Consider the following 25,655-nt stretch of genomic DNA (forward strand, 5'->3'; position numbering starts at 1 on the left):
ATTTCCGAATTTTCGACTCGCAGAAGAGTACTGAAACGTCGCAGGAGGACTTGTAGCTTTTATCAAAAGAGTGTATTTCCGAATTTTCGACTCGCAGAAGAGTACTGAAACTGTCGGCCTCAACCGCCGGCAAGCTGTACTCGTATCCAATTTCCGAATTTTCGACTCGCAGAAGAGTACTGAAACTCGTAGGATGTTGCATAGGTTATCGCGTTATACGTGTATATTTCCGAATTTTCGACTCGCAGAAGAGTACTGAAACACGTAAGGCGCATAGGATCGGTAAGTGTTGCTGAAAATTTCCGAATTTTCGACTCGCAGAAGAGTACTGAAACGGGAAACGCTTCTATCGGGGATGCTTGCATGAAGACATTTCCGAATTTTCGACTCGCAGAAGAGTACTGAAACACTTCGGCGGGCTTGGAAAAGATCGCGTTGCTGGCATTTCCGAATTTTCGACTCGCAGAAGAGTACTGAAACGCACGGGCATGGACGATGGCCACTTTTGCCGTTTCCGATTTCCGAATTTTCGACTCGCAGAAGAGTACTGAAACCTGCGCCGCGCCGTGCGCGTCGATGTCGCGAAAGTGCCATTTCCGAATTTTCGACTCGCAGAAGAGTACTGAAACGCCGCAAGCGTCAACGTCTTGCCCGGCGGGAACAAATTTCCGAATTTTCGACTCGCAGAAGAGTACTGAAACTTTGACTGTGCAGTTCGAACAAGACTGGAGAAAGAATTTCCGAATTTTCGACTCGCAGAAGAGTACTGAAACCCCGTCTATCCCCTCTCGCCTATCGTCTGCAAAAGAGTTCTGAAACCTCACCTATCCCCTCTCGCCTATCGTCTGCAAAAGAGTTCTGAAACCTCACCTATCCCCTCTCGCCTATCGTCTGCAAAAGAGTTCTGAAACCTCACCTATCTCCTCTCGCCTATCGTCTGCAAAAGAGTTCTGAAACCTCACCTATCCCCTCTCGCCTATCGTCTCTGGTCACATTTCCGAAGTTTCGGCTCGCAGAAGAGCACTGAAACTGCGCCGCGGCGCGCACGGGCCGCAGTGGATTTCCGTGCGCTAAATGCTACAAAAACGATCTCACGACTCGGCGGGGAGAGGAATGGTGTACGCCCTCGAAACCAATGCGGAGTTCGTTGCCACAGCGCAAAAAAAGCCCTACCCCCGCACTGGGGCGGGGTGTACGCCCTCGAAACCAATGCGGAATTCGTTGCCGCAATGCACGAGCGGCGCGCTTGCGGTAGGCCCTTCAATTGCTTCGCTCGCCTTCAAAAAGAATGCGCCCGCATAATGCGAGCGCTATTGTTGTGCGTTTTCAGCAAGACCTGTGATTGCATCGCTCGCTGTCAGGCTTGAGAACGCCGGTACGGACAAGCCGCTGCGTCGCCTTAACACCCCCTTCGCCCTGCGTGCGAGAAGGGGGACGGGGGGATGAGAAAAAACACCCCCTTCGCCCCGCGTGGGAGGCAGGGGACGGGGGGATGAGGGAAACACAGCGTTCAACCCAGGCTCACACAAACCGCTCGAATACCCGATTGCCGAGCATTCTCCCGCGACGGGTCAACCGCACACCACGCTCATCGCGCTCGATCAGTCCCTGTTTCGCCAGATCCGCAAGTTCTGCGCCAAAAATCGCATCCATCTCCCCACCACACCGATCACGGAAGTGTGCAAAACTGACGCCGGCATTCAGACGTAGCCCCATAAACACGGTTTCTGCCGCCAGATCACGCGGAGTCAGGTCGATCACCTCGGCAACCGGCAGCGTGCCAGCACGCACACGAGCGATGTAGTCGTCGATGCCTGCCACATTGACAAACCGGCGCGGGTAGAGATGACCGTGTGCGCCCGCGCCAGCCGCAAGATAATCGGCGTTCAGCCAGTACGCCAGATTGTGATGGCAGGCATGAGAGGGCACGGGCGCGCCAGACGCATCGGCGCGCGCCCAGTTGCTGATCTCATACTGTACATACCCGGCAGCGGCAAAATATTCGATTGCCAGTTCATACATCGCACCCATGGCATCGTCGTCGGGAACGCTGATACGACCGCTGATCACCTGCGCATACAGCGGCGTGCGCTCCTCCAGGATCAACGAGTAGAGGGCAAAATGATCCGCGCCCCAGGTCACAATCTCGCACAGCGTCTCCTCCCACTGCGCAACCGTCTGCCCCGGCAACCCAAAGATGAAATCCAGGTTGATGCTCTCAAACCCCGCAGCACGCGCATCGTTGAATGACGCATAGGCTTCCGCAGCCGTGTGAATGCGCCCCAGCACCCGTAGCGTCGGATCATGCAGGCTCTGCACCCCGAGACTCACCCGGTTGACCCCCATAGCGCGCAGGGCGCGCAGGTAGTCGCGCCCCAGCACCGTCCCTGGATTGCACTCGACCGTCACCTCAGCGTCGCGCAGCGGCACGACCGCATCAGCCGCGGCGAGCGTCTGTTCCATCAATGCCTCTGGCAGCATGCTCGGCGTACCGCCGCCGAGGAAGATCGTCGGGCGCACCATTGCGCGCGTCAGGTCGGCAGTCATTGGGAGAGCCGGAGAGACAGCGTGCTGCGGAAGCGCCAGCGAGCGCAACTCGGTGCAGAGCGCCGCCACATACGCCTCCATGCGATCCTCCATGTTGGCGTAGGTGTTGAAGTCGCAGTACGCGCAACGACGATGACAAAAAGGAATATGAATGTAGAGATGGCGCACGCCTGATCTTCTGCGCCATTCATTTGCCAGTAACGAATGAGATTGCTTGTCTATCAATTGTGTCATAGAATATTGTGTGATGCGTTGCTAATGATGACCGCCGTTCAACATTCAAGGAGTTGAAAATTCTATTCATCAGGGGCATAAACGAGAAATAAACAATTTTTCAAGGACTTTCACGGTCTTGATCGTTCCAGATCGACGTAGTTCCGGTCCAGGCGAACGGAATTCATACCACTCACTATCGTTCAACGTGCGCCTGCTCAATGAATGTACGACCCCGGATCGCACAAGCCATGACACACATTGGTAATGATCACATTGTACACTACGCCTCGTACACAGCGGCAGCTTCTCGCACAGCAAAGGAAACCAGCATTGTTCTACGCCCGAACGACATCGCTGCGCACAACGACGCTCAAAGCCATCGCGGTTGCTCTGACAGCGCTGTTAGCATTGCAGGTTCTCGCGTCCGAGCTCATCATCGGGCGAAGTTTTCGCGAACTCGAAGAGCGAAGCGTGCAAGCCTCCATGCAGCAGACGCTCAAGACGCTCCAGAATGAGATCGATGCGCTGTATGGCAACGTCAAAGACTACGCGGTCTGGGACCCGACGTATGCATTTGTTGAACAACGCGATCTCGAGTACATCAATACGCATGTTAACGTCGAGGCGTTGCGCACCATACGTGCATCGTATATCGCCTTCATCAACCGCTCCGGCGACATTGTCTACGCCCGTCGGCAGAGTCTTATCGACGGGCAGGTCCTGCCCGTCCCTGCTGCACTGACATCGTTCGATGGCGCAAACGCCCCATTCCTTCAGGTTGCTGCACAGAACGATGGGATCAGCGGGGTGATTGTCGCCGATGGTCAACCAATGCTGATCGCCGTCCATCCGATTCTGGCAAGTTCGGGCGACGGACCACCGCGCGGCGTGCTGATCATGGGGCGCGACCTCGATGCTGCCGAACTGACACGTCTTAGCGACATTACCGGTTACACCATTTCACTCGGTCTGATAAGCAACGCCGCTTCTGTTCCCGATTTTGCGCTTGCCTCCCGGTTGATGAACGACGACAAGCCGATTGTGGTTCGTCCGCTCTCATTTGCCGACGACCGGATCGCCGGGTACGCGCAGATCGACGATCTGCGCAGCGGCGAGGGCATTATCCTGCGCATCGACGTGCCGCGCGACATTCTCCGGTATGGTCTGGCTGCTTCGCGTTACAACCTCCTGATCCTGCTGCTGGTCACCGGTGCATTTGCCGCTGTGATTCTCACACTGATCGAACGGCGTGTCCTGTCACGCATCATTTCGCTCAGTACACAGGTGGCGCAGATTGGGCGCAGCGGTGATAGACAGACGCGCATTGCCTTGACGGGAAACGATGAGATTACCCGGTTGGGCGATGCTATTAACGGCATGCTCGACGATCTGGCACAGTCTGCTGACCGCCTGTCTCAGAGCGAGGCGCGCTATCGGCAACTGGTCGAGATTTCTCCCGAAGCGATCATCGTGCATAACGGCGAGCGCCTTCTCTACATTAACCCGGCTGGCGCCCGGCTGCTTGGCCACTCTGACCCATCAAGCCTGATCGGCTCGCACGCCGCACCGTTTGTACCCCCTCCGATTCGCTACAGCACAGGCGATGGCGTCATTCGCTACGAGCACGACCTGACCCTGCCCGATGGAAACGAGATTACCCTGGAACTCGTTGCTGCACCGTTTGAAATCGACGGGGAACCGGCATGGCAGGTCGTGGCGCGCAACATCACCGAACGGAAACAGACCGAGGAGACCCTGCGCAACGCCAGAGATTGGGCGGAAGAGGCGAATCGCGCCAAGAGTCGCTTCCTCGCCAACATGAGCCACGAACTCCGCACACCGCTGACAACTATTATCGGATATGCCGACCTGATCATGATATCGATGCAACATGGCGAGTTCGATCGCGTCAGAGACGATATTACGCGCGTGCGCAATGCGGGCAAACATCTGCTGGCGATTATCAACGACCTGCTCGATCTCTCGAAAATCGAAGCCGGACGCATGCAGATCAACGTCACGCCCTTTTCGGTGCGTGCGCTTGCTGAAGACGTTGTGACGAGCATGCAGGCGTTTGCGCACAATCGCAACAATACCCTGCGCCTGGAGATCGATCCGGCTGTCGGGTTGATGCACTCCGACGACGTGCGCGTGCGACAGGTGCTGTACAATTTGGTGCACAACGCTTGTAAGTTCACCGAACATGGCAGCGTTGCTGTGACCATCACACGTGCCATTCCAGCATCTACAACCGCCGCCAATGGCCACACCGCTCATATCACCTTTACCGTCAGCGATACCGGCATCGGTATGACGGACGCACAGATAGCCCGTCTGTTCACGGAATTCACCCAGGCAGACCCCACCACGACGCGCAAATACGGCGGAACCGGACTGGGGCTTGCGCTGAGCCGCCGCCTGATCCATTTGCTCGGCGGTGACATCACAGTCGCCAGCACACCTGGCGTCGGAAGCGTCTTTGTTGTCACACTCCCCGAACACCTGGCGCCGGCTGCTGAACCGGCGCCGGCGCCGGTCGAAGGTGAAACGCCGACGACAACGCCAACCGACTCTGAAGACCAGCAGGAACGCAAACACCTGATCCTGCTGATCGATGACAATCCAGCCGTCCACGATCTGCTGCCGCGCGCGCTGGAACGCCACGATCTCCATATCGAAGCCGCCGCCGATGGAGCGAGCGGGCTGGAACTGGCGCGATTGCTCATGCCCGGCCTGATTATCCTGGATATTCTGATGCCCGAGATCGATGGCTGGACCGTACTGAATGAACTGAAAGCATCGAGCGAAACCGCCGCAATACCTGTTATACTACTCACGATAGCGGATGACGCAAAGCGCGGGGTGTTGCTCGGTGCAGCTGAAACGTTGAACAAGCCCGCTGATCTCGATCGACTGGAGCGGCAGATACGTCTGTTGCTCAACAAACGAGCGACGCTCGCAGAGAGCGGCGGCAAACGGGTGTTGATCGTTGAGGATGACGACGCCATGCGCGACTATCTGCGCCGCGCACTAGCTCGTGAATGTTCGGACTGGACGATTGTCGAGGCGCCGGATGGACAGACTGCGCTGGAGCACTGCACGACCAGCATGCCGGATGGCATTGTGCTCGATCTCATGCTCCCCGGCATGGATGGCATGCAGTTTATTGAGGCGCTGCGTATGCTTCCCGATGGATGTTCCGTCCCGATTATCGTTGTCACTGCAAAAGAACTGACGCCTGCCGAACACGACAGTCTCAACCAATCGGTCGCGCGGATCCTGCACAAAGGGACGTTCCACTACGACGAATTCGTCCACGAGGTGCGCACCACCATTGCCACGTATGCACAACTGCAACCCATGGAGGCTTGACGAGCATGACCCGCATTCTGATTGTTGAAGACGACGCCGCCATCCGCGACCTGCTGGCGCGCCGGTTGAATATGGCAGGATATGATACGATCTTCGCCGAAGATGGCGTCCGCGCCATTCTGGCATCGATCAATGCTGCACCAGACCTGATCCTCATGGATATGGGGCTGCCGATCATGAATGGCCGGCAGGCGACTGAACGGATCAGAAAACGCGCTGAGACGCGCCACATTCCAATTATCGCGCTCACCGCCTATGCACTGAGCGAGACCGGTATCGCGCTTTGAACATCGGCTGCGACGACTTCGAAGCCAAACCGATCGACTTTGATCGCCTGATCCGCAAAATCGAAAAACTCCTGAGCGAATCGCCCAGGCAATGAGAAACTGCCGCCTGACTGCATTATCGTTTCCAATGAGCCGGTGACTATCCATACATTAGACTCCAACACGACGTTCATGCCACCACACATTCTGGTCGTTGACGACCACGACCACATTCGTAATCTACTGGTGCGCTTGCTTGGCAGTCAGGGGTATCGGACACAAGTCGTCGCTGGCGGACGTGCGGCGTTGGAGCTGCTCTCACGTCAGTCGTTCGATCTGGTGCTGCTCGATCTGATGATGCCCGATATGAACGGCATCGAGGTTCTGCAGCAGTTGCGCCAGCAGAACCTCATCTATCACACGCCGGTCGTGGTGGTTTCTGCGGTGTACGACCTCGATATGGTCGCGCAATGCATCGAACTTGGCGCCGATGATTATCTCTTCAAACCCTTCAACGATGTCCTCTTGCGCGCGCGGGTGAACGCCTCGCTCGAACGCAAGATGCTCCGTGATCGCGAACGCGCCTACCTGGAGCAACGGTTGCGCACCATGGACAGCGAGAGCGCTGATGAACCAGCAACTGCTACAGCGCCGGCAACGATCGACTTTGCACTCTTGACGGCGCTTGATGCGCTGGAACGCTCGCAACGCGAGCGCCGCCGGATTGAAGCCGAACTCCGCGTCCTCAATGCCACCCTCGAAAAACGCGTTGCTGAACGCAGCGCCGCTGCCGAGCAAATCGCTACCGCGCTGCGTCAGCAGACGCTGACGCTCCAATCGATCCTCGACAGTATCGGCGATGCGATTGTGGTTGTGGACCTCGCAGGCCATCTGCTCCATACGAATCCGGCGGCGCACACCCTCTTCGGCGACCGTGTTGCCGATCTGACGCCACAGGCATCGGCAGCCACACCTGTGCTGCTGATGGCTGATGGCGATCCCTGCCCGCCCGAAAACCTGCCGCTGGCGGTTGCGCTGCGCGGCGAGACGCTCGATGGCGCTGAATTCTTGCTCGCGTCATCTGGTGACGCCCCTGCACGCTGGCTGAGCGTCACCGCCCGTCCCTTGCGCGACAATGGCGGCGACATCAGCGGCGCAGTGGCGGTGTTTCGTGATGTCACAACGATGCGCCAGGCGGCTGAAGAGCTGCGCGCCAGCGAAGAACGCTACGCGCTGGCGGCTCAAGCAGCCAACGACGGACTATGGGACTGGAACCTGCGTACCGGCAAAATCTACTTCTCGCAACGCTGGAAAGCGACGATTGGCTTCCAGGACCATGAGATCGACAATGATCCGTCCGAATGGTTCGACCGCGTCCATCCAGACGACCGCGAGGGGCTGGAGGTGCGCCTGGCTGCCCACCTCCGTCGTCTGATCTCCGGGTTCGAGTATGAATATCGCATGCTGCACCGCGACGGCGCCTACCGCTGGATGCATTGCCGCGGCATTGCGGTGTGGAATGCAAGCGGAGAGGCGATGCGAATTGTTGGGTCGCAAACTGACATCAACGAACGCAAACTGGCAGAACAGCGCCTGTTGCACGATGCACTGTACGATAGCCTGACCGGGCTTGCCAATCGCACACGCTTTATGGACCGTCTGGAACACCTGATTGCGCGTGCACAGCGCGGCGCTTCACCATCGTTCGCCGTGCTGTTCCTCGATCTTGATCGTTTCAAACTGATTAACGACAGTCTCGGACACCTGATTGGCGATCAATTGCTCATCGCTCTTGCGCGACGCCTCGAACGCTGCCTGCGGCCCGGCGATACCCTGGCGCGTCTTGGTGGCGACGAGTTCGCCGTGCTCCTCGAAGACCTGAACGACCCACAGGCGGCGCTGACCGTGGCGGAACGCATCTTGCGCCTGCTCGAAGAACCGTTCCATCTCGGCGGCCACGATGTGTTCAGCGGCGCCAGCATTGGCATTGCGCTCAGCACGAGTGCGCGCCATCATTCGCCTGCCGATGTGCTCCGTGATGCCGATACAGCGATGTATCATGCCAAAGTCGAGGGACGATCGCGCTACGCCGTCTTCCATCCCGCCATGCACGACCGTGCTCGTTATCGTTTACAGATCGAGACCGATCTGCGCCACGGCATCGAACGTAACGAGTTTTTTGTCGTCTATCAACCAATCGTCGAACTCAATACGCAGCAGACAGTCGGCTTCGAGGCGCTGCTTCGCTGGCGACATCCCAATCGCGGCATCGTAACGCCGGCCGAGTTCATCGATATTGCCGAAGAAACCGGATTGATCGTTCCGATCGGTCATTTGGTGTTACGTGAGGCATGCCGCCAGTTACACGAGTGGACGCAACGCTACCTCACACGCTCACTGACAATGAATGTCAATCTCTCGCCACGCCAGATCGCCGATCCAGACCTGGTTGAGCGTATCGCGGCGCTGCTCGAGGCATATCGCCTCGATGCAACCATGTTGCGTCTCGAAATCACCGAAACAGCGATCATCGAACATGGCGATGTCGCCAGTCGGGCGCTGCTGCACCTGCGCTCGCTTGGCGTTCAGATCTGTATCGACGATTTCGGCACCGGATATTCGTCGCTCAGTTATTTGCATCGCTTTCCTATTGGGACGATCAAGATCGATCGCTCGTTTATCAGCCAGATTCACCACAGCCACGAAAACGCCGAGATCGTTCGCACCATCATTGCGCTGGCGCATTCCCTGGGGATAACGGTCATCGCTGAAGGCGCCGAAACCGAGGAACAACTGATGCGCCTTCGTTCGATGTCATGCCCGTATGGGCAGGGCTGGCTCTTCGCACAGGCGCTTGAACCGACGGCAGCCACTGCTCTGCTTGATGCGAACGATAGGGGTTAGGGGTTCGATGAAACGGTTTTTGCAGCGAACCGCCGGGTTATTGCTCGTTGGCGCAGGAATTGTGGGGCTGGTCATCAGCCTGACAGGATTGTTCGTGGGGCTCCCGGCGCTCAGTGCGGCGGAAGAGACATTGAACACGCGTATCGCCGATATCGACCAGGCGCTGCTCGCTGCCGCCGATGGGTTGACCGTCGCTGATACATCGCTCACCAGCGCATCCGAAACGATCATCGCCATCGAAACGACCGTTCGCAGTTCCGGGCGGGCAATCAGCGATACATTGCCAACCATTGACCGCATCGGTACGCTGGTCGGCGTCGAGATCCCGCGCGCCATTCGCTCGACGCAGCAAACGCTGGAATCGGCGCGTGAAACGGCGCGTGTCGCCGATGCCGTGCTCGGGACGATCAGCCGGATCGGGTTGCTCGGCGCCAACACCTACAACCCAGACGTGCCGCTCAACCAGGCGATCCAGCAGGTTTCCGACAGTCTCGATCCCTTGCCCGCATCGCTGAACAACGTCCGTGATCGATTGACGGTCACCAGCGCCAACCTGCGCCGGATTGGCGCGAATACCGAAGCAGTCGCCGAAAACATTGCCGAGATCAATGGCAGTTTCCGTGACGCACGCCAGGTCATCAACCGTTATCAAACACTGGTGGCCAATCTGCAAGCTGACCTTACGGCGCTGCGCGCAGCGTTGCCCCTCTGGTTCGGCGTGGCGCGAGCGCTGCTGGCGCTTCTGTCGGTCTGGTTTGCCCTGGCGCAGATCGCCTTCTTTACCCAAGGTCTGGCACTGCTGCGTCAGTCATAGATTCTCATTGCCGAAATCGAGATCTTCCAGCAGATCGCGCGCTTCATGCGCCAGCGCTGCCGGCACGTACACCTTCACGATGCTGAGGGAACCGTGCAGCAGGCCGTAGACCCCGGCAATCGCTTCACCCGCCAGATGCGCCGGTATCCCCGCGTCCTCCAGGTACGAACGGATAATCTGGGCGCGAATAAGCCCTTCGACCTCTGCGATGCATACCGGACCAACACCATCGCCGTCACCCCCGGTGCGCTCTCCGGTTATATCCCGCTGTGCGGCCAGCAACCAGCGTAGGACGTAATCGCTCATACACAGTATTGTACAATAGACGAGCCAGGGTTGCACTCCGCGAACTGGGCGGGGCAAGAAAGTGAGATGATGTGACAGCAGTACTACCGGTCTTCGACGGCCATAACGACACGTTACTACGTCTCTACACTGCAAAACATGACGACTCGTTCTTTACATCTACAGACGGACATCTCGACCTTCCACGCGCTCGCCAGGGAGGTTTCGCTGGCGGCTTCTTTGCAGTCTTTGTCCCGACACCACCCGACGCATCAACACCCAATGACGGCGGTCTGCCCGATCCGCTGCCATATTCATACGCACTGCACACTGCGCTGGAGATGACGGCGCTCCTCTTTCGCATCGAAGCCCAATCCGCCGGGCAGGTATGCGTTGCGCGCACCATCGGTGAAATCGAGCACGGTCTTCGGACCAATACCCTGAGCGCCATCCTGCACCTTGAGGGGGCTGACCCCATCGATACCGGGTTTCACGCGCTCGAGGCGTTGTATCAGGCGGGCCTCCGCTCGCTCGGTATCGTCTGGAGCCGACCGAACGCTTTTGGGTGCGGCGTGCCGCTGTGTTTCCCCCACACCCCCGACATCGGTCCTGGTCTCACCGACGCCGGGCGAGCACTGGTTGAGGCGTGCAATCGTCTTGGGATTCTGATCGACGTTTCTCATCTGAATGAAGCCGGTTTTTGGGATGTGGCGCGGTTGAGCGACGCCCCACTGGTTGCCACACACTCAAATGCGTATGCAATCTGTCCCTCGCCACGGAACCTGACCGATCGGCAACTTGATGCGATCCGCGAATCGGATGGGATGGTCGGCGTCAACTTCCATGTCGGCTTCCTTCGCCCTGATGGTCAACGCGACGCGAACACGCCGCTCGATGCGGTAGCAGACCATATTGTGCACCTGGTTGAGCGTCTGGGGATTGATCGCGTTGGCTTTGGTTCAGACTTCGACGGCGCGCTGATGCCGCGCGATCTCGGCGATGCCGCCGGGTTGCCGCGCCTGCTGGAAACCTTGCGCCGCCGCGGGTTCGATGAGCCATCGCTCCGCAAACTGGCGCACGAAAACTGGCTGCGTGTTTTGCGAAAAACATGGCGGGCATGATTCATTGCATGTTCATACGAACGAAAGATAATCGACGCATGGAAGGTTGAAGGCGGGGAAGAAGATCTCCTAACCCTTATGAAAGCGCTCATTCTCGCGGCTGGCGCAGGGACGCGCCTTCGTCCATTCACTGATACATGCCCCAAACCGATGCTGCCGGTCGCCGGACGACCGCTCCTGGCGTGGACACTGGAGTGGTTGAGACGCTACGGCGTCACCGAGGCGGCGCTGAACCTGCACTACCTGTCAGATGTGGTGCGCGCCGGGCTGGGGGATGGTTCACTGTTTGGAATGCGGCTGCGCTACGCAGTGGAAGAAGAACTGCGCGGCACAGCCGGCGCACTCCACAATTTTCCCGGCTTCTTCGATCAGACATTTCTGGTCATCTACGGCGATCTGCTCCTCGACATCGACCTTGATGATCTGATAACGTTCCATCGTCAACGAAGCGCGATGATGACTCTGGCGCTCAAACGCACCGACACGCCGCACTCGCAGGGCATGATCGAGATCGACGCGACCGGTCGGGTAACGCGCTTTGTTGAAAAACCATCGGTATGGGACGGCGGCGACACCGCAAATGCTGGCGTCTACGTCTGTGAACCGGATATCGTCGCCTGGACGCCGCCCGGCTTCAGCGATTTTGGTCACGACATTATTCCGGCGCTGTTGCGAGCGGGCGCACCGGTGTACGGACGCCCGTTGCGGGGGTATCTGCTCGACATTGGCACGCCCGCAGCGTATGCACAGGCGCAGCAGGAGTGGCAGGAGCGGTGCGAGGCCAGAGGCGAGAGGCCAGAGGGGAGCCACCTTGCGGGCGCCAAGGATGGAGATTGAAGGTTGCAGATTGCACGTGCAAAGGGAGCAACGTTGCACCGCTCCGTCGTCGCTGCTCGTGATGGCGATTGAACGTTTCAGATGGAATCTGTGGTTCAACAAGCATGTGCAAAAGCTGCCAGTGACAGGCCGCGTAAGATCGCCCCTGATGGCAGCTCATTCGGGAGTTGAACATCAAACGTGGAAACCTTTATGGCGCCAGGACTTCCACATATTGCGGCAATTCGTTCACCGCACGCGGAATGAGACCATCACGATTCTCATCGGAGCAATAGTATGTGGCCGGGGTCGAAAGGTTCAACTGATCGGTGCAGATGGCAGTGACGCCGGGCGGAACCTGGAGATTATACAGCACCGGAAAGTCCGAGCGCGGCACCCAGAGCACATAGAGACGGTTGCGTCCCTTCTCGAATGTCAGCACCTGCACATCCCCAGCCTGACCAGGCGCCGGTTCAACCGGCGGCGGACCGGTGTAGCGCGCACCTGTGAGCAGACGCGCCGAGTTGCGAAAGGCGTAGAACGACGGGCGCGGCGCCAACCCTTCATCGGTTTCATCGATCAGATGGCTATGCAGAAAGCCCTCGCCACGGAACGATACGGGATACCAGAAGGCGCCCAACAGATTGAGCGCAATCGCCTGCGCGTAGATCCGCGCTGCATAGTTTGCCTGATGGCGATGGAAATCGGGCGGACAGTTCGACGGAGCAGGACATGTCGCTGCAATTTCCGTGGCGACCATCGGCTTTGCGCGCAGCCCATGATCATCGAGGAGGCGACGCAATCGCCAGTACTTGAACAGCAGACGATCGCCGGCGCCCCATTCGCCGTAGGCATGGAAACTGAGCGCATCGAATGAGTTTGCCGCACCTGCCGCCAGCATGCCACGCACAAATCCCAGCGTATGCGTGTCGTCGGGCCAGCGATGCATCAATGCGCCGCCCCACACCTGTGCATTCGGATTGCCCGCCTTGACCGCCGGATACACCGCGCGCAGCACCTGGCCATAATAGTCGCCGCCGTAGTACGGCGCCTGATACGTCGCCCAGCACCCAAACCCCTCATCGCCCTTCACTTCGTCCGGTCGAAAATCGGGTTCATTCCAGATCTCCCAGTAATCGACGCGCAGATCGCCGCTGGAGAAGCGCTGCGCCGCTGCACGCATAAACACTGCAAAATCGGCAATCGTATCCGGGCGCGGCGCGCTGCACAGCTTGCCAGGGATGCTTTGCGCCCACGACGGCGACCACTGAACGATCAGAGTCGGCTCGATGCCCACTGCGCGCAGGCGGCGCACATTGCGCTCGACATCGGCGATCGCCTCCCAGCGGTACCCGCCGCCGCGCACCGGCTCGACCAGCGCCCACAAGACATCACCGGCGCGCGACCAGCGTGGATTCGCCTCGACCACCAGCGGCATCACCGCATCCGGCGCATAGGTGCGCACATCAAAACCAAACGGATTGGGAGAAGCTGGCATGCCGATGAGCGGCAGATACACCTGGTGCATTGCCTGCAAGCTGGCGAGCGTCTCTGGATCAGGGTCATCTGCGGGCGACGCGGTTGGCAGCATATCACCGGCTGCGCCGTCGTCAGGGAGATCAGGAAGCGGTTCCTGCTGCGCCGCTGCCGGTAGAGCCGTTGCCAGCGCATACAACAGAACGATCGCAATGAAGAAGCGGTGAATACGGGCCATGAATGCACTGCACAATGTCACCTGTTTCCATACGCATTATACGCGACATTTCGCATAAAACAGGCACAATATCCATACGGTTTGATAACAATTTTGTCGCATGTGCGATTCGCATCTATATCGTACTCTGACGCAGCGCGTTGTAACTGCCACTCGTATGCTGAGAACGAGGCAAAGGGAGGCATTCCAATGACGGAATACATCGAAAATCGCACCTTCGACGAAATCAAGATCGGTGACCGGGCATCACTGACGCGCACGTTGACCAAATCCGACATCGAGCTGTTCGCGGTGATGTCCGGCGATGTCAATCCTGCGCATCTTGATGAGGAATATGCCCGCAGCGACATCTTCCACAAGATCATCGCTCACGGCATGTGGGGCGGTGCGCTGATCTCGACTGTGCTTGGCACAATGCTCCCCGGTCCAGGCACGATTTACCTGAGCCAGACGTTGCGCTTCCGTCGTCCGGTCGCAGTCGGCGACACAATTACTGTCGCTGTGACCGTGACTGCCAAGGACGCGGAGAAGCGCCGGGTGACCCTCGACTGCCAGTGCACCAATCAGCACGGCGAAGTCGTTATCAGCGGCAGCGCCGAGGTGCTTGCGCCAGCCGAGAAGGTCAAGCGCCAGCGGATCAGTTTGCCGGAAGTGCTGCTCCACAAACCCGGCGCCAACTACGAGGCGATCATCCGGCATGCATCGATGGTAGGACCGGTGCGCGCGGCGGTGGTGTTCCCCTCTGAGCCAATAGCGCTCCACGGCATCGTCGAGGCAACGCATGCGAACCTGATCGACCCGATCATCATCGGACCTGAAGCGCCGCTGCGGCGCGTGGCAGAAACGATCGATATCAACCTCAACGCCTTCCGGCTCGAACCGACGACCGATGGCCGCGCCGCAGCGGCGCGCGCCGTAGCTATGGCGCGCGCCGGAGAGGTCGAGACGATTGTCGATCCCGGCGTGCGCTACTATGGGCTTTTGCATGAACTAGTGGCGCACGATACCGGCATTACCGACCACCGGCGCATGAGCCATGTGTACGCGATGGACGTGCCCAACTACCCCCGGCTTCTCTTCATTACTGACGCCGGTATGAATACGGACCCGAATCTGGAAGAGAAACGGGCAATCGTGCAGAACGCTATCGACCTGGCGCTGGCGCTCGGCGTTGAACAACCGAAAGTCGCCATTCTTGCCGCTATCGAGACCATCAGCCCGAAACTGCGCTCGACGCTTGATGCGGCTGCGCTGTGCAAGATGGTCGACCGTGGACAGATCGTTGGCGGCATCGTGGATGGACCGCTCGCCTTCGAGAACGCCGTTTCGCCGGAGGCTGCACGCCGGGCGAAACTGACCTCGCCGGTCGCTGGTCAGGCCGATATTCTTGTCGCACCCGACCTGGAAGCCGGCACGATGCTGGTGCAGCAACTGGATCGTCTGGCGAACGCGCAATCCGCCGGCATCATTGTTGGCGGGCGTGTGCCGGTGGCGCTCCCCGAACCCAGCGGAAATCCGCAGAGCGTCCTAGCAGCCTGTGCGATGGCTGTGCTTGTGGCTCGATATGGCGTGGAGCGGCGGGATGATTGACAGGATGAAAGGTTGTCTCGCCGCCTCATTACCCACCCTCATAGAGTGATCAACCAGATGTTGCACAATCATTGCTTGTATTGACCGTCTTGCGGCTGACGTTGGCTTCGACAGGCTCAGCTAACGTCAGCCGCCCCACGTCCTTGATTGTCCTCAGATTTTGGTTGATCGCTCTATCAGGTTCCCTGCTGGCGCTCCGGCATCCACGAACTCAGCGCGGCATGCACCAGCCATGGAACCATTGCCAGCAGCAGAAAAACGATCAGCAGCGGATAGAACGTAAGGTAGAGCATGATTGGCGGCAGCGAAAAGGGCAGCGCGATCAGGATGGCGCGCAAACGCCCAAGCGCCACTGCCGGACCGATCATCAGCGCGGTCGAAATGACGATCCACATCTCGGTTTCGCTGAGAATCTCGGCATGCATGAGACCTGGGGGCCAGAGTGCATCACCTGCCAATAAGCGGCGACCGAAGAAGGCGATCAGTCCGGCGATCAACACCAGATACCCGCGCGTCACACGATGCATGAACATGGTCTCTTACCCTTTCTGTCCGCTATCCGCTCGTCCGCCCGGCGGTTGATGGTTGGCGCATCCTATCCGCTCGTCCGCCCGGCGACTGAAGCCGCGAGCTACGGCTGCGCTGAACCGGGCGATGCCGGATGATGTTCCCAACAACCATCATCTGCCGGCTACGTCTGCTAAGAGCCTATCTGAATAATCGCTGACTGAAGTGCGACCGGGTAGGCTCTAAGCCCGCCTGCGCGGGCAAAACCGGGCGATACCCGATTATTTTCCCAAAAACCATCATCTGCCGGCTACGGTTGCGAAGCCTGCCCTCACAGGCGCCGGATGTATCTCGTAATGTTCATCAACCCTCTCCGGCTTCTGTCTTCTGTTGCGCAAAAACCGCACCTGCGACCTTCCCGCCTTCAACGTGCAATCCTCACGCTTCACGCGAGACAAGCCTTCGCAGCTGCAATTCACGTTCAACATTCCACATGCAATGCACTCATGCGCACCGTACAGAAGTCGTTGCAGTGCAACGTCTCTGCCTGCGTTCAACATTCGACATGCAACGTGTAACCCCCTTGCCTGTCACCGCTCACCTCAATGATGATATAATACCACCCTCAAGCCGCTCCCTGATCCGGAGTCGTGGACAACATGCCTATTCTGTCCCGCTGGCGCACCCGACGTTCTCAGCCAGCCGACATCCACAAACAAAATGTACGGAGCGTCCTGATCGATGGCATCGGCGTTGGCATTGTCACTGGCGTCTCGACCTTCCTCGGCGTCTTTCTGACCCGCCTCGGCGCTTCTCCTTTCCTGGTTGGGCTGCTGACATCGCTCCCCGCTCTCACCGGCATGTTCCTGGCGATCCCACTGGGACGGTTCCTCGAGCGGCAACGCAATATGGCGCCCTGGTATTCCCTTCCCCGCGCGATGGTTCAGGGATCGTTCGTGCTGATGGGACTGATCCCCTTCTTCCTGAGCCAGGAGATAACCGCCTACGCGATTGTCGTGATCTGGGCGCTGGTGACCATTCCGCAGGCGATTGTCAATATCACCTTCACGGTCGTGATGGGCGCCGTGGCAGGACCGCGCCAGCGTCAGTATCTGATGAGTCGGCGCTGGTCGATCCTCGGCGCCACGACGGCGATCACTGTAGCAGCAATTGGCGCATTTCTCGACAACGTCGCGTTTCCGCTGAATTACCAGATCGTTTTTATCGCCTCATTTGTGGGAGGAGCGCTGAGTTTTCTCTTTTCGCGCCGCCTGACCATTCCCGACAATCCGCCGCCGCAGCAGGATGTCGCACAACAGTCGTTGAGGGCGTACCTTGCCGATATGCTGGCGGTGCTGCGCGAACCAACGCCGTTCAGCCGGTTTGTTATCAGCGCATTTGTCTTTAATCTCGGCATGATGATGGCACTGCCGCTCTTTCCGCTCTACTGGGTGCGCCAGCTCAACGCCTCGGATTTCTGGATCGGATTGATCAACACCACCAACAACGGTGTTCTGCTGGTCGCCTACTTCATCTGGACGGCGCTGACCCGGCGCAAGGGAAACGTGCTGGTGCTGCGCATCTGCGTGTTCGGGCTGGTGCTCTATCCGCTGCTGACGGCGTTGACCCCGCGAGTCGAGCCGCTCGTTTTCTACGCGGCGCTGGCGGGCATCTTTGGCGCGGGGTTGAACCTGGTGCTGTTCGACATCTCGCTGGCGACGGCATCGCCTGAGCGAACCGCATCGTACATTGCACTGTATCAACTGACGACCTATATTGCAACTCTGGTTGCGCCGCTGGTCGGCACGCTGCTTGCGGATCTCTTCGGCTATACGCCAGCGCTGCTGACCGGCGCGGCGCTCCGTTTCGCCGGCGCGATCCTCTTCGTCTGGTTAGGGGTCGGCGTCACGACAGAACGCCCCTGCGCTGTGCAGGTGACGTAGCGATGGCAGAGCAGCGTGTCATGACTGTTGACGGCGTGACCCTCACGGTGGTCATCGAACGCAAGGCGGTCAAAAACATCAATGCCCGTCTGCGCAACACAACGCTTTCTATCAGCGCACCCCACGCGATTGATGGCGCCGCCCTCGATGAGGCGATCACCACCCTGGCGCGCCGCCTGATCCAGCGCATCCACAAGCGACGAGTCAACCACGAGGAAGACGCGCTGGCGCTGGTGCGCCAGGTTGCCGCTCGCTTCCCCAACCCGCCGGAGATCGACCGCGCCGAATTCACGCTGACCGAAGCGCGCTGGGGGAGTTACAGCGCTGCGACACGCACTGTGCGCCTGAACGCCGTTCTGCTGCGCATGCCGCGCTGGGTGGTCGAAGCAGTCGTTGCCCACGAGATTGCACACGCCATCCATCCTGACCATTCGCCTGCATTCTGGCGCTTGCTGCGGAGTGTCTGCCCCGACACCGACCGGGCGCAGACATTTCTCAATGCAGTAACCTGGATGGCGCGCACCTGGCGCGACCTGCCGCCGGTCGAACGCGCGCTTCTGACGGGAATGCCGGATGCACCTGATGAGTCGTAACGTCGTTATCCCTTTGACAGTGACCGCCAGCTATGCTAGAATCGGAGTGTATGGCGACGTAGCCAAGTGGTAAGGCAGGGGTCTGCAAAACCCCCATTCACCGGTTCGAATCCGGTCGTCGCCTCCACAACCGTACTATGCTGGCATCAGTCAGCGCATACACAACCCGCTATGACCCATACGACGCGCGCTGTTCAGCCACCGAAAGCGCGCAAAGGCGGCGACGTTGCAACAGCAGGCACAGAGTGTTTGTCTGCGTTCGCCTTGTCGTCCCTTACCAATCACAAAAATAATCAGAAGCTACGAGGCTTGAATGCTAATGGCACGCAGGTTCGCGCCTTTCTATTGGTGCGATTGCTGCGGTTGTTCGAGAGTGCGCCGGCGCTATGCCCTCTCGCCATCCAACCCCTTCCGGCGCAACGTAGCATGGAGTAACCGTTCATTGCAAATTATCATCGAATTGTGAATAGACTGTCACACAATTGTTCACGTAGAACACGACAATCCTTGCTATCATGGAAGCGGGTTCGCCGGGAAGCGACCCGCGTCAGTGGCATATCACCTGTCGTGGTACCGGTTCTGCCACGACCCATAAGGGCGGATGTCGTCTCGCAATGGTGCATACACTGACACTCGCGCACAGGCGCGACCGCTCCTGGAAAGGATGCATCGGCTATGGGAATGCCCATCGATATCGACCTGGACGCGCTGGACGTTCCGGAACTCGAACGCCTGCGCGATGCAATCAACCGCCGCATTTTGCAGAAGCGACGCACCAAGGGTCTGACCCTGCCAGAATTGCTGCGTCTCTTCGAGGAAACGAAAGCGGTGCTCGCTGAGCATCACCTGGAATGGCGCTCGCTCGAACGCTGGCAGTGGATGGATGGCGAGATCAAATTCTGGCTCAACCCGGTCGACCAGGAGTCCTATCGCGCAGGGTGGTATTCAATCGATGATCTGATTGCATGGGTCTACAACGAGGGACCGATCGTCATTCATCCCCAGGCGGACGAAGACGACGATCTCGATGAGCCGTGGGACGCGCACGACACGATGGTGATCCGCTGGTTGCCCGACAGCGAAACGCACACAATGTCGCACTGATACAGGATACGCTCATCCCACCCGCAGACCGCAGTTCGGGCAGAAAACAGCGGTCTGCGGCATCTGAAAACCGCACGAAGGGCAGACTTTGCCTCCAGCGACCGGCGGCAGCGGCGGCGGTTCAGGCGGCGTCGAGCGCGGCGGCTCAACATTGACCGGAATATGTTGCGCGCGAGGTGCGGGAGACGGTTCGATGAACGCCTGCCCCTGGATGTGGCGCAACTCTTCTTCTTTCAGCGTCAGACTCGCCTGTAATGCCTCGATCTCGCGCAGAAGCGCCGCCAGCGTCGGTGATTGAATGGCGCCGGCTTTGAGCAGCTCAATCGCCCGATCGCCAAACTCCAACCGCTTGGCATCAACCTGACGGCGAAGATTGCCGATCTCGCCCTGAATGGCAGTCACGCGTTGAAACTTTTCCGCCTCGAAGCGGGCGCGATCAACCCCTTCGGACAGTTTCCGGCTCAATTCGTCGAGAAAACCCATCATCCACCCCCTGTTTTTCCTGTATCATACAGGAGCATTGTGTCTAAAAAAAGAGGTTCCATGTCAGATCGACCTGAACGGCGCGTCACACGCGGGTGTATCGGCATCGTCATTGTGGCGCTGAGTGCGCTCTTCGTCAACGCCTGGCAGACCGGTTGGAGCACGGTGACTATTGCGCTGATCGCGGTGCTGGTTGCAGCAATTGTCGCCGCCATTGCGATCAACGTCGTCGAGCGTAAACGGTGAGCGTTCCAACTCCTCTGAACGAATCGCCTACGGCGTTACCGGCACGAGAATAAACCCGCTGATCGAGGCGCGATATTTGGTTCCGTTCGCATCCTCGGCGACCTTCTGCGGTTCGCCGCCGACGTATGACAATGGCACACTGGTATGAATCTGCGCCTGCGGCCCAAACTGCTCCTGCACAGCGCGCGTATACGCTGCGACGAATGCCTGCCGGACATCACCACCTGGCGGAACAATCACTTCGATATCTTCAACGGTAAACTGCTGCTGGACCAGGCGCTGCGGCGTCGGCGTCGCCGGCGCCGGAATGTTCTGGATGGCGCGCGCAGCAAGATCAGGAAACGCAAGTGCAACCGTTACCGCCAGCAGCGCAATAATCACCAGCGCAAACAACAGCGTATCAAACCCAGATGATCGGCGCTTTTTTGCGGGCGCTGCCGGTTTCTGCGCAGGAGCGGCTGCCGGAGCAGATGGCGGCATCACCGGAGTTGCCCGACTGGTCGGCGGCGCAGTGGGTTGGGGCACTGACGGCCCTGCTGATGCAGCGATGGGCTGCGGCGTCGCCGGTGCAGCGACCTGCGCTGGCATCGGAAGCGCCTGGGTCGCCGGAACAACACGCACCTGCGCGGGGGCGCGTTCTGGCAGCAGCGCACGGCGAAACTCCGCCACGCTCCGGTAGCGCTCCTCCGGTTTCATCTTTAACGCCTTCATAATGGCGTCAGACGTGCGCTTGGAGACATTCGGGCGCAGCGCGTAGACCGGCGGGAACGAAAAAGGCGGTTCATCGCGCGGGTCGCGCCCGGTGAGCATGTGGTGCAGGGTCGCGCCAAGCGAAAAGATATCCGACTCAGGCGTGGCGATACCCTGATACTGCTCCGGCGGCGCGTAGCCGGGAGTGCCGATCTGGGTGCCGCGTTGCGACGGTTGCAGCGCCTTGGCGATGCCGAAATCGATCAGTTTGACATGGCCATCCGGCTCGATCATAATGTTCGATGGCTTGATGTCGCGAAAGATAATCGGCGGTTGCTGCTGGTGGAGATACTCCAGCACATCGCAGATCTGATCCGCCCATTGCAGTGCACGCTCTTCGGGAATGAACCGCTCTCGCCGGATAATGTCTTCCAGGTCGGACCCGCGCACAAAGTCCATGACCAGATAATGGTACCCCTCATCCTTGAAGTCGGCATAGACCCGAGGAATGCGCGGGTGCCGCAGGCGCTCGAGGATTTTCGCCTCAGCCGCGAAGCGAGCGATGGCTTCGTCCCGTTCCCGCGGATCGGTAAAGCGATCCAGCATCTGCTTGATAGCATAGGTGCGGTCGTCGTCGCCGATTGCCTCAAAGACCGCCCCTTGCCCGCCTTCTTTGATGACGCGCGTGATGTGGTAGCGCGGACCGGCGTTGTTCAGGATGACGTCGTGCCCGCAGTGCTGACAGAATCGAGCGCGCCGGAGGTTCGGCTTATGGCATTTCGGGCAGAGAATCTGCTGTACGTCGGTCATTGGCGGACCTGCGACATGCGCGCCAGACATCATGATGCCTCTCTGGTAGGGTAGCACACCTGCGCGGAAACGGCAACTGTTTCACTATCAGGTAGTACGCGCCGGGAAGCTCCAGAGTTGCGGATGAGGCGAGAGGGGCGAGGCAAGAGGCGAGAGGGGCGAGGCAAGAGGCGAGAGGGGCGAGGCAAGAGGCGAGAGGGGCGAGGCGAGAGGCGAGAGGGGCGAGGCGAGAGGCGAGAGGGGCGAGGCAAGAGGCGAGAGGGGCGAGGCAAGAGGCGAGAGGGGCGAGGCAAGAGGCGAGAGGTTTACACATTGCACGTTGCATGTTGAACATTGAACGTTACCAGCGAAGACGTTGCGAGTAACTCGTTGATAGTTCTCGGTTCTCGTAACCCCTAATCCTTAGCATCAAGCACCGCCAGCGACTCCAGGTGTGGCGTCTGCGGAAACATGTCGTACCCCTGGAGCAACACCAGGCGATACTCCGATTGCAGCGCGTGAATGTCGTCACGCTGCGTCAGCGGGTTGCACGAGACATACACAATCCGCCGCGGGCGCAATCGCAGTAGTTCACGGCAGACCTCAGGACCCAGACCGGTGCGTGGCGGATCGGCGACGACCACATCGAACGCGCCGGTCGTCTGCGCACGAAGCGCCTCAGCGACATCCGCTTCGACGACGACGACGTGCTTGTATCCGGCGCGCACACTATTCTCGCGCGCCAGCCGCACACTCTCGCCAACCGTCTCGATGCAGACGATCTTCTCTGCCAGATCAGCGATGTGGAGCGCGATAGTACCGACTCCGCCGTACAGATCGGCAATCGCGCCTGCGCGCCCGCCTGCGGCGACGGCGTCGCGCACGGCATCGAGGAGCGGCATCAGCAGCCAGACATTGTTCTGGAAGAAAGAGTTGGGACCGATTTCGAGCCTGTGTGCGCCAACGCGCATTGGCAATGTCGCGCGCCCCCAGTGACGCACCGATTCGCCAAACGATACGTCGGTGCGGGTGGCATTGATCAGCCAGTGAACGCTGAGCACACCCGGATGTTCGAGCGCGGCAAGCGCCGCGCGCTCTACTTTCCCGGCGTAGACCTGTTGCTCCTCTGGAGCGGCAGTAACCAGCGCCAGCAGCAGTTCATCGTCGGGGCTGCGCCGCACGACCACATACCGCAGAAACCCGGCGTGGGTCTTCAGATTGTAGTCGGGCAACCCCAACCCCACAGCGTGCTCATACACGGCGCGCGCGGCAGCGAAGGCATGCGCCGGGACAAGATGACACTCCTGTAGATCGATGATGTAGTTGAATCTGCCGCCACGCCGCAGACCAAACCGCTCCTTGCTCGCCACGAAATCCATGCGCGTGCGATAGGCAAACGGGGTCGGCGAGGCGACCACATCGAGCGCATCTATAAGATCGTCAGGCAGATCATCGCTCCAGAGACTGCGGAGCATTGCACGTTTCGCCGCCACCTGAGCCGGGTAGGCGCGATCCTGAAATGTACACCCGCCACACTGACCCAATGGCGGCGCGTGTGAACAGCGCGGCGTAACCGGCTCGCTTGCCTGCACCGCCTCGATAATCTGCCGGCGAAAACGTTTATTCGAGATAGTCATCAGAAACCCACAAACGAGAACTCTTGCAACCTTATCCAGTCCAGATGCGTATTATAGCAAGAGACGAGACTCAGCACCCGTTCGCGCGTCGCGCACCTGGAAGGGACACACCCATGACCGACACAAATGTCGTCTGCCCGCGCTGCAACGCCAGCGTTCCGGCTGATGCGCAATACTGCATCGAGTGCGGCGCGCCGATGGATCATCTGGTCATCGAGCGGGCGCCCGCCACCGGACCGACGGTTCAACTGCCGGCGCGCCCTCCTGCTCCGGCGCCGGTTCCTGTCGCTACGCCACAGCCATCAGCGCCGTCGCAGACGGAATGGTACGACGACCTCATGATTCCGCTGCTGTTGATCACCGGCGCAGTAGCGATGGTCACGCTGCCGCGATTCCTGGTGTTCATCATCATTGCTATCGGCGTGGTTGGATTGTTGCTCACGATCCTGAGCAGCATCGTCGCGCGCAGAATGGTTGCGGCAGTAGCCCTGGCGGTTGCTATCGGTTTTTTCTTCAGCCGCCGCCTGTTCTGGGCGCCGCTGATCATCGTGCTGATTGCCGCATCGCTCGCCAAAAAGCGCAGAAGACGTATCTGGTGAAGCGCAGGTCAGTAGACCTGCGTCCGTGAGACGATGCGCCACCCGCTCTGATCCGACTGCAGCACGTAGCGGAAGCCATCGGTCGACTCAAAATACGCGGAATACTGGATGTCCAGCAGCACCAGGACGCGGTCGTCGTTCACCGTAGCGATTGCGAAGAATATGTTGGGGATCGGCGGCTTCCCTTCCTGAACGTAGAACACTCGCTCGATATCGTCCGCAGTGTATTCAGCCAGCGTACCGTTGCGATACGCCCAACACCGGCGCATATGCTTATGCATCCGTGAGACGCCTATATACAGATTGCTTCGATCCACCACCTGGCTGTCTCCCGGGCGCTGGTCACTTCGCCGCCAGCCGCCACGGTTCGGGCGAAAAACTCCGGCAGGACCTCGATCAAGGGCGTGGGAGTCGTTGCCTGAACTGCGGGTGAAGGAACAACTGTCGCAGCAGGCGGAGATGGCGCTGGCGGGATCGTCGAAGACGCACAACCTGAAACGCCAAGAGCGAAAGCCGCCAACATTGCCAGAGATCGGATTAATGCAGACCTGGCGCTCATTGCAACAACCAGGATTTATTTATGCAAACTGATCATCCGTGCAAGCGAGCAGATTTGCGACCGAAATGTCCTCATCGAGATCGGGCCAGGTGAGCGTCACATGAAATCGTGCTTGGTCGCACAGGTATCATAGCACACGACCTCAGCGCTGCGGACACAACCAGGGGCGCCCGCCAGGAGCGTTCACGGCGTTTGTGGCGTTCCTGGCGGGCACATCCGCTTCGTCAAAGCCCGCCTGCCCCGACGCCTGGTGAATATAATGAAATCCTTTATAGCCCGCGCAGGCAGGCTTCGCACCCGTAGCTTGCGGCTTCAGCCGCCGGGCGCAGCGCGAACGCCGAATTATGTTGTACATGTTCATACGGCGCAGGCTCTAAACCGCGACACCCGCCTGTATGAGATTGATCGGGCGAGAACCAATTATTTGCTCAATAACCATCCGTCGGGCGAACCTGATAGAGCGATCAACCACAACCTGGCGGGGCGGCTGCCGTTGGCTTCGACCGGCTCAGCCAACGGCAACTGCAAGACGGGCGCATTGCGCTCGCGCCGCCACGCCGTACCGCTGGCTTCGTTCGACCGGCTCAGCCAACGGCAACTGCAAGTTGCAATGAGGGGTTTATGCACGTATCGTCGAGCCAGTTGGCTTCGACCGGCTCGGCCAACGGCAACTGCAAGACGGGCGCATTGCGCTCGCGCCGCCACGCTGTACCGCTGGCTTCGTTCGACCGGCTCAGCCAACGGCAACTGCAAGACGGTCAACACGAGCAATCCTTGTGCAATAGCAGGTTGATCGCTCTATGAGACGGATAATGCCCGCCCGCCTGGCGACTCAAGGCGCGGGCTGCGAAGCGCGCCAT

The 25,655-nt window shown here is 59.3% G+C and carries 22 protein-coding genes, 1 tRNA gene and 1 CRISPR repeat array; of the genes, 13 read left to right on the forward strand and 10 right to left on the reverse strand.

The annotated features are described in order from the left end of the window. A CRISPR array of direct repeats spans window positions 1-773; the repeat unit is 37 nt; unit sequence ATTTCCGAATTTTCGACTCGCAGAAGAGTACTGAAAC. Between the two features lie 748 nt (window positions 774-1,521). Further along, on the reverse strand, window positions 1,522-2,715 hold the full coding sequence (gene hemW, locus AC3EA7_RS12945) for a radical SAM family heme chaperone HemW (RefSeq protein ID WP_488614477.1): 1,194 nt from the start codon (window positions 2,713-2,715) through the stop codon (window positions 1,522-1,524). A gap of 378 nt (window positions 2,716-3,093) precedes the next feature. Here hemW and AC3EA7_RS12950 point away from each other — a divergent pair, with 378 nt between their 5' ends. Together AC3EA7_RS12950 and AC3EA7_RS12955 are read left to right on the forward strand one after the other, a co-directional pair. Beyond that, a complete protein-coding gene (locus tag AC3EA7_RS12950) occupies window positions 3,094-6,135 on the forward strand; it encodes a response regulator (protein WP_488614478.1) in 3,042 nt (1,013 codons plus the stop codon). Window positions 6,136-6,140: 5 nt separating this feature from the next. Further along, window positions 6,141-6,422, forward strand: a complete 282-nt coding sequence (locus tag AC3EA7_RS12955) for a response regulator (RefSeq protein ID WP_488614479.1) — start codon at window positions 6,141-6,143, stop codon at window positions 6,420-6,422. Here the strand turns inward: AC3EA7_RS12955 and AC3EA7_RS12960 are convergent. Then, the gene (locus tag AC3EA7_RS12960) at window positions 6,389-6,595 is read right to left on the reverse strand and encodes a hypothetical protein (protein ID WP_488614480.1); all 207 of its coding nucleotides are present in this window, start codon (window positions 6,593-6,595) and stop codon (window positions 6,389-6,391) included. The two genes, AC3EA7_RS12955 and AC3EA7_RS12960, sit on opposite strands and share 34 nt — an antisense overlap. On the opposite strand from AC3EA7_RS12960, the gene AC3EA7_RS12965 reads away from it, so the two are divergent. Both AC3EA7_RS12965 and AC3EA7_RS12970 read left to right on the forward strand, forming a co-directional pair. Continuing rightward, window positions 6,594-9,305 (forward strand): two-component system response regulator, encoded by a 2,712-nt coding sequence (locus AC3EA7_RS12965; protein WP_488614481.1) that lies wholly within the window; start codon window positions 6,594-6,596, stop codon window positions 9,303-9,305. The two genes, AC3EA7_RS12960 and AC3EA7_RS12965, sit on opposite strands and share 2 nt — an antisense overlap. Window positions 9,306-9,312: 7 nt before the next feature. Next, window positions 9,313-10,119: a hypothetical protein gene (locus tag AC3EA7_RS12970; protein ID WP_488614482.1), complete on the forward strand. Its 807-nt coding sequence runs from the start codon at window positions 9,313-9,315 to the stop codon at window positions 10,117-10,119. Here the strand turns inward: AC3EA7_RS12970 and AC3EA7_RS12975 are convergent. Beyond that, complete coding sequence (locus tag AC3EA7_RS12975; RefSeq protein ID WP_488614483.1) at window positions 10,114-10,425, reverse strand: putative signal transducing protein; 312 nt, start codon at window positions 10,423-10,425, stop codon at window positions 10,114-10,116. The genes AC3EA7_RS12970 and AC3EA7_RS12975 overlap by 6 nt on opposite strands. A 71-nt stretch (window positions 10,426-10,496) precedes the next feature. On the opposite strand from AC3EA7_RS12975, the gene AC3EA7_RS12980 reads away from it, so the two are divergent. Together AC3EA7_RS12980 and AC3EA7_RS12985 are read left to right on the forward strand one after the other, a co-directional pair. After that, entirely contained in the window at window positions 10,497-11,525 is a 1,029-nt protein-coding gene (locus AC3EA7_RS12980) for a dipeptidase (RefSeq protein ID WP_488614484.1), read from the forward strand. Between the two features lie 78 nt (window positions 11,526-11,603). Continuing rightward, window positions 11,604-12,362, forward strand: coding sequence for a nucleotidyltransferase family protein (locus tag AC3EA7_RS12985; RefSeq protein ID WP_488614485.1), 759 nt, complete (start codon window positions 11,604-11,606; stop codon window positions 12,360-12,362). A gap of 190 nt (window positions 12,363-12,552) precedes the next feature. Here AC3EA7_RS12985 and AC3EA7_RS12990 read toward each other — a convergent pair whose 3' ends face one another. Further along, on the reverse strand, window positions 12,553-14,055 hold the full coding sequence (locus AC3EA7_RS12990) for a hypothetical protein (RefSeq protein ID WP_488614486.1): 1,503 nt from the start codon (window positions 14,053-14,055) through the stop codon (window positions 12,553-12,555). 189 nt (window positions 14,056-14,244) lie between these two features. Here AC3EA7_RS12990 and AC3EA7_RS12995 point away from each other — a divergent pair, with 189 nt between their 5' ends. Then, entirely contained in the window at window positions 14,245-15,645 is a 1,401-nt protein-coding gene (locus AC3EA7_RS12995; protein WP_488614487.1) for a bifunctional enoyl-CoA hydratase/phosphate acetyltransferase, read from the forward strand. Window positions 15,646-15,821: 176 nt separating this feature from the next. On the opposite strand, the gene AC3EA7_RS13000 is transcribed toward AC3EA7_RS12995, so the two are convergent. Beyond that, window positions 15,822-16,178, reverse strand: coding sequence for a hypothetical protein (locus tag AC3EA7_RS13000; RefSeq protein WP_488614488.1), 357 nt, complete (start codon window positions 16,176-16,178; stop codon window positions 15,822-15,824). Window positions 16,179-16,811: 633 nt separating this feature from the next. On the opposite strand from AC3EA7_RS13000, the gene AC3EA7_RS13005 reads away from it, so the two are divergent. The 4 genes from AC3EA7_RS13005 (at window position 16,812) to AC3EA7_RS13020 (ending at window position 19,792) form a co-directional block, all read left to right on the forward strand. Then, window positions 16,812-18,095 (forward strand): MFS transporter, encoded by a 1,284-nt coding sequence (locus tag AC3EA7_RS13005; protein ID WP_488614489.1) that lies wholly within the window; start codon window positions 16,812-16,814, stop codon window positions 18,093-18,095. Between the two features lie 20 nt (window positions 18,096-18,115). After that, window positions 18,116-18,688, forward strand: a complete 573-nt coding sequence (locus AC3EA7_RS13010) for a M48 metallopeptidase family protein (protein WP_488614490.1) — start codon at window positions 18,116-18,118, stop codon at window positions 18,686-18,688. A 52-nt stretch (window positions 18,689-18,740) separates the two neighbouring features. Beyond that, window positions 18,741-18,815: transfer RNA gene (locus AC3EA7_RS13015), tRNA-Cys, on the forward strand. A gap of 548 nt (window positions 18,816-19,363) precedes the next feature. Further along, window positions 19,364-19,792 carry a hypothetical protein gene (locus tag AC3EA7_RS13020; protein WP_488614491.1) on the forward strand — a complete coding sequence of 143 codons (429 nt, stop codon included), beginning with the start codon at window positions 19,364-19,366 and terminating at the stop codon, window positions 19,790-19,792. A 12-nt stretch (window positions 19,793-19,804) separates the two neighbouring features. Here AC3EA7_RS13020 and AC3EA7_RS13025 read toward each other — a convergent pair whose 3' ends face one another. Next, window positions 19,805-20,278, reverse strand: a complete 474-nt coding sequence (locus tag AC3EA7_RS13025; RefSeq protein ID WP_488614492.1) for a zinc ribbon domain-containing protein — start codon at window positions 20,276-20,278, stop codon at window positions 19,805-19,807. A 57-nt stretch (window positions 20,279-20,335) separates the two neighbouring features. On the opposite strand from AC3EA7_RS13025, the gene AC3EA7_RS13030 reads away from it, so the two are divergent. After that, window positions 20,336-20,521 carry a hypothetical protein gene (locus AC3EA7_RS13030; RefSeq protein WP_488614493.1) on the forward strand — a complete coding sequence of 62 codons (186 nt, stop codon included), beginning with the start codon at window positions 20,336-20,338 and terminating at the stop codon, window positions 20,519-20,521. Window positions 20,522-20,548: 27 nt separating this feature from the next. On the opposite strand, the gene AC3EA7_RS13035 is transcribed toward AC3EA7_RS13030, so the two are convergent. Together AC3EA7_RS13035 and rlmD are read right to left on the reverse strand one after the other, a co-directional pair. Then, window positions 20,549-22,021 (reverse strand): protein kinase domain-containing protein, encoded by a 1,473-nt coding sequence (locus AC3EA7_RS13035; RefSeq protein WP_488614494.1) that lies wholly within the window; start codon window positions 22,019-22,021, stop codon window positions 20,549-20,551. A 395-nt stretch (window positions 22,022-22,416) separates the two neighbouring features. Beyond that, window positions 22,417-23,637, reverse strand: a complete 1,221-nt coding sequence (gene rlmD, locus AC3EA7_RS13040) for a 23S rRNA (uracil(1939)-C(5))-methyltransferase RlmD (RefSeq protein WP_488614495.1) — start codon at window positions 23,635-23,637, stop codon at window positions 22,417-22,419. 113 nt (window positions 23,638-23,750) lie between these two features. On the opposite strand from rlmD, the gene AC3EA7_RS13045 reads away from it, so the two are divergent. Continuing rightward, window positions 23,751-24,236: a zinc ribbon domain-containing protein gene (locus AC3EA7_RS13045; RefSeq protein WP_488614496.1), complete on the forward strand. Its 486-nt coding sequence runs from the start codon at window positions 23,751-23,753 to the stop codon at window positions 24,234-24,236. A gap of 8 nt (window positions 24,237-24,244) precedes the next feature. Here the strand turns inward: AC3EA7_RS13045 and AC3EA7_RS13050 are convergent, their stop codons facing one another. Both AC3EA7_RS13050 and AC3EA7_RS13055 read right to left on the reverse strand, forming a co-directional pair. Beyond that, window positions 24,245-24,505 carry a hypothetical protein gene (locus AC3EA7_RS13050; protein WP_488614497.1) on the reverse strand — a complete coding sequence of 87 codons (261 nt, stop codon included), beginning with the start codon at window positions 24,503-24,505 and terminating at the stop codon, window positions 24,245-24,247. A 710-nt stretch (window positions 24,506-25,215) separates the two neighbouring features. Beyond that, the gene (locus AC3EA7_RS13055) at window positions 25,216-25,560 is read right to left on the reverse strand and encodes a hypothetical protein (protein WP_488614498.1); all 345 of its coding nucleotides are present in this window, start codon (window positions 25,558-25,560) and stop codon (window positions 25,216-25,218) included. Window positions 25,561-25,655: the final 95 nt, after the last annotated feature.

Source organism: Roseiflexus sp., from assembly GCF_057785375.1.

Coding starts and splice junctions, on each gene's coding strand:
- AC3EA7_RS13045 (WP_488614496.1), top strand. CDS start 23,751: ATGACCGACACAAATGTCGTCTGCCCGCGCTGCAACGCCAGCGTTCCG.
- AC3EA7_RS13030 (WP_488614493.1), top strand. CDS start 20,336: ATGTCAGATCGACCTGAACGGCGCGTCACACGCGGGTGTATCGGCATC.
- AC3EA7_RS13020 (WP_488614491.1), top strand. CDS start 19,364: ATGGGAATGCCCATCGATATCGACCTGGACGCGCTGGACGTTCCGGAA.
- AC3EA7_RS13010 (WP_488614490.1), top strand. CDS start 18,116: ATGACTGTTGACGGCGTGACCCTCACGGTGGTCATCGAACGCAAGGCG.
- AC3EA7_RS13005 (WP_488614489.1), top strand. CDS start 16,812: ATGCCTATTCTGTCCCGCTGGCGCACCCGACGTTCTCAGCCAGCCGAC.
- AC3EA7_RS12960 (WP_488614480.1), bottom strand. CDS start 6,595: ATGAACGTCGTGTTGGAGTCTAATGTATGGATAGTCACCGGCTCATTG.
- AC3EA7_RS12975 (WP_488614483.1), bottom strand. CDS start 10,425: ATGAGCGATTACGTCCTACGCTGGTTGCTGGCCGCACAGCGGGATATA.
- AC3EA7_RS12985 (WP_488614485.1), top strand. CDS start 11,604: ATGAAAGCGCTCATTCTCGCGGCTGGCGCAGGGACGCGCCTTCGTCCA.
- AC3EA7_RS13000 (WP_488614488.1), bottom strand. CDS start 16,178: ATGTTCATGCATCGTGTGACGCGCGGGTATCTGGTGTTGATCGCCGGA.
- rlmD (WP_488614495.1), bottom strand. CDS start 23,637: ATGACTATCTCGAATAAACGTTTTCGCCGGCAGATTATCGAGGCGGTG.
- AC3EA7_RS12955 (WP_488614479.1), top strand. CDS start 6,141: ATGACCCGCATTCTGATTGTTGAAGACGACGCCGCCATCCGCGACCTG.
- AC3EA7_RS13050 (WP_488614497.1), bottom strand. CDS start 24,505: ATGCGCCGGTGTTGGGCGTATCGCAACGGTACGCTGGCTGAATACACT.
- AC3EA7_RS12995 (WP_488614487.1), top strand. CDS start 14,245: ATGACGGAATACATCGAAAATCGCACCTTCGACGAAATCAAGATCGGT.
- AC3EA7_RS13025 (WP_488614492.1), bottom strand. CDS start 20,278: ATGATGGGTTTTCTCGACGAATTGAGCCGGAAACTGTCCGAAGGGGTT.
- AC3EA7_RS12965 (WP_488614481.1), top strand. CDS start 6,594: ATGCCACCACACATTCTGGTCGTTGACGACCACGACCACATTCGTAAT.
- AC3EA7_RS12970 (WP_488614482.1), top strand. CDS start 9,313: ATGAAACGGTTTTTGCAGCGAACCGCCGGGTTATTGCTCGTTGGCGCA.
- AC3EA7_RS13035 (WP_488614494.1), bottom strand. CDS start 22,021: ATGACCGACGTACAGCAGATTCTCTGCCCGAAATGCCATAAGCCGAAC.
- AC3EA7_RS12990 (WP_488614486.1), bottom strand. CDS start 14,055: ATGGCCCGTATTCACCGCTTCTTCATTGCGATCGTTCTGTTGTATGCG.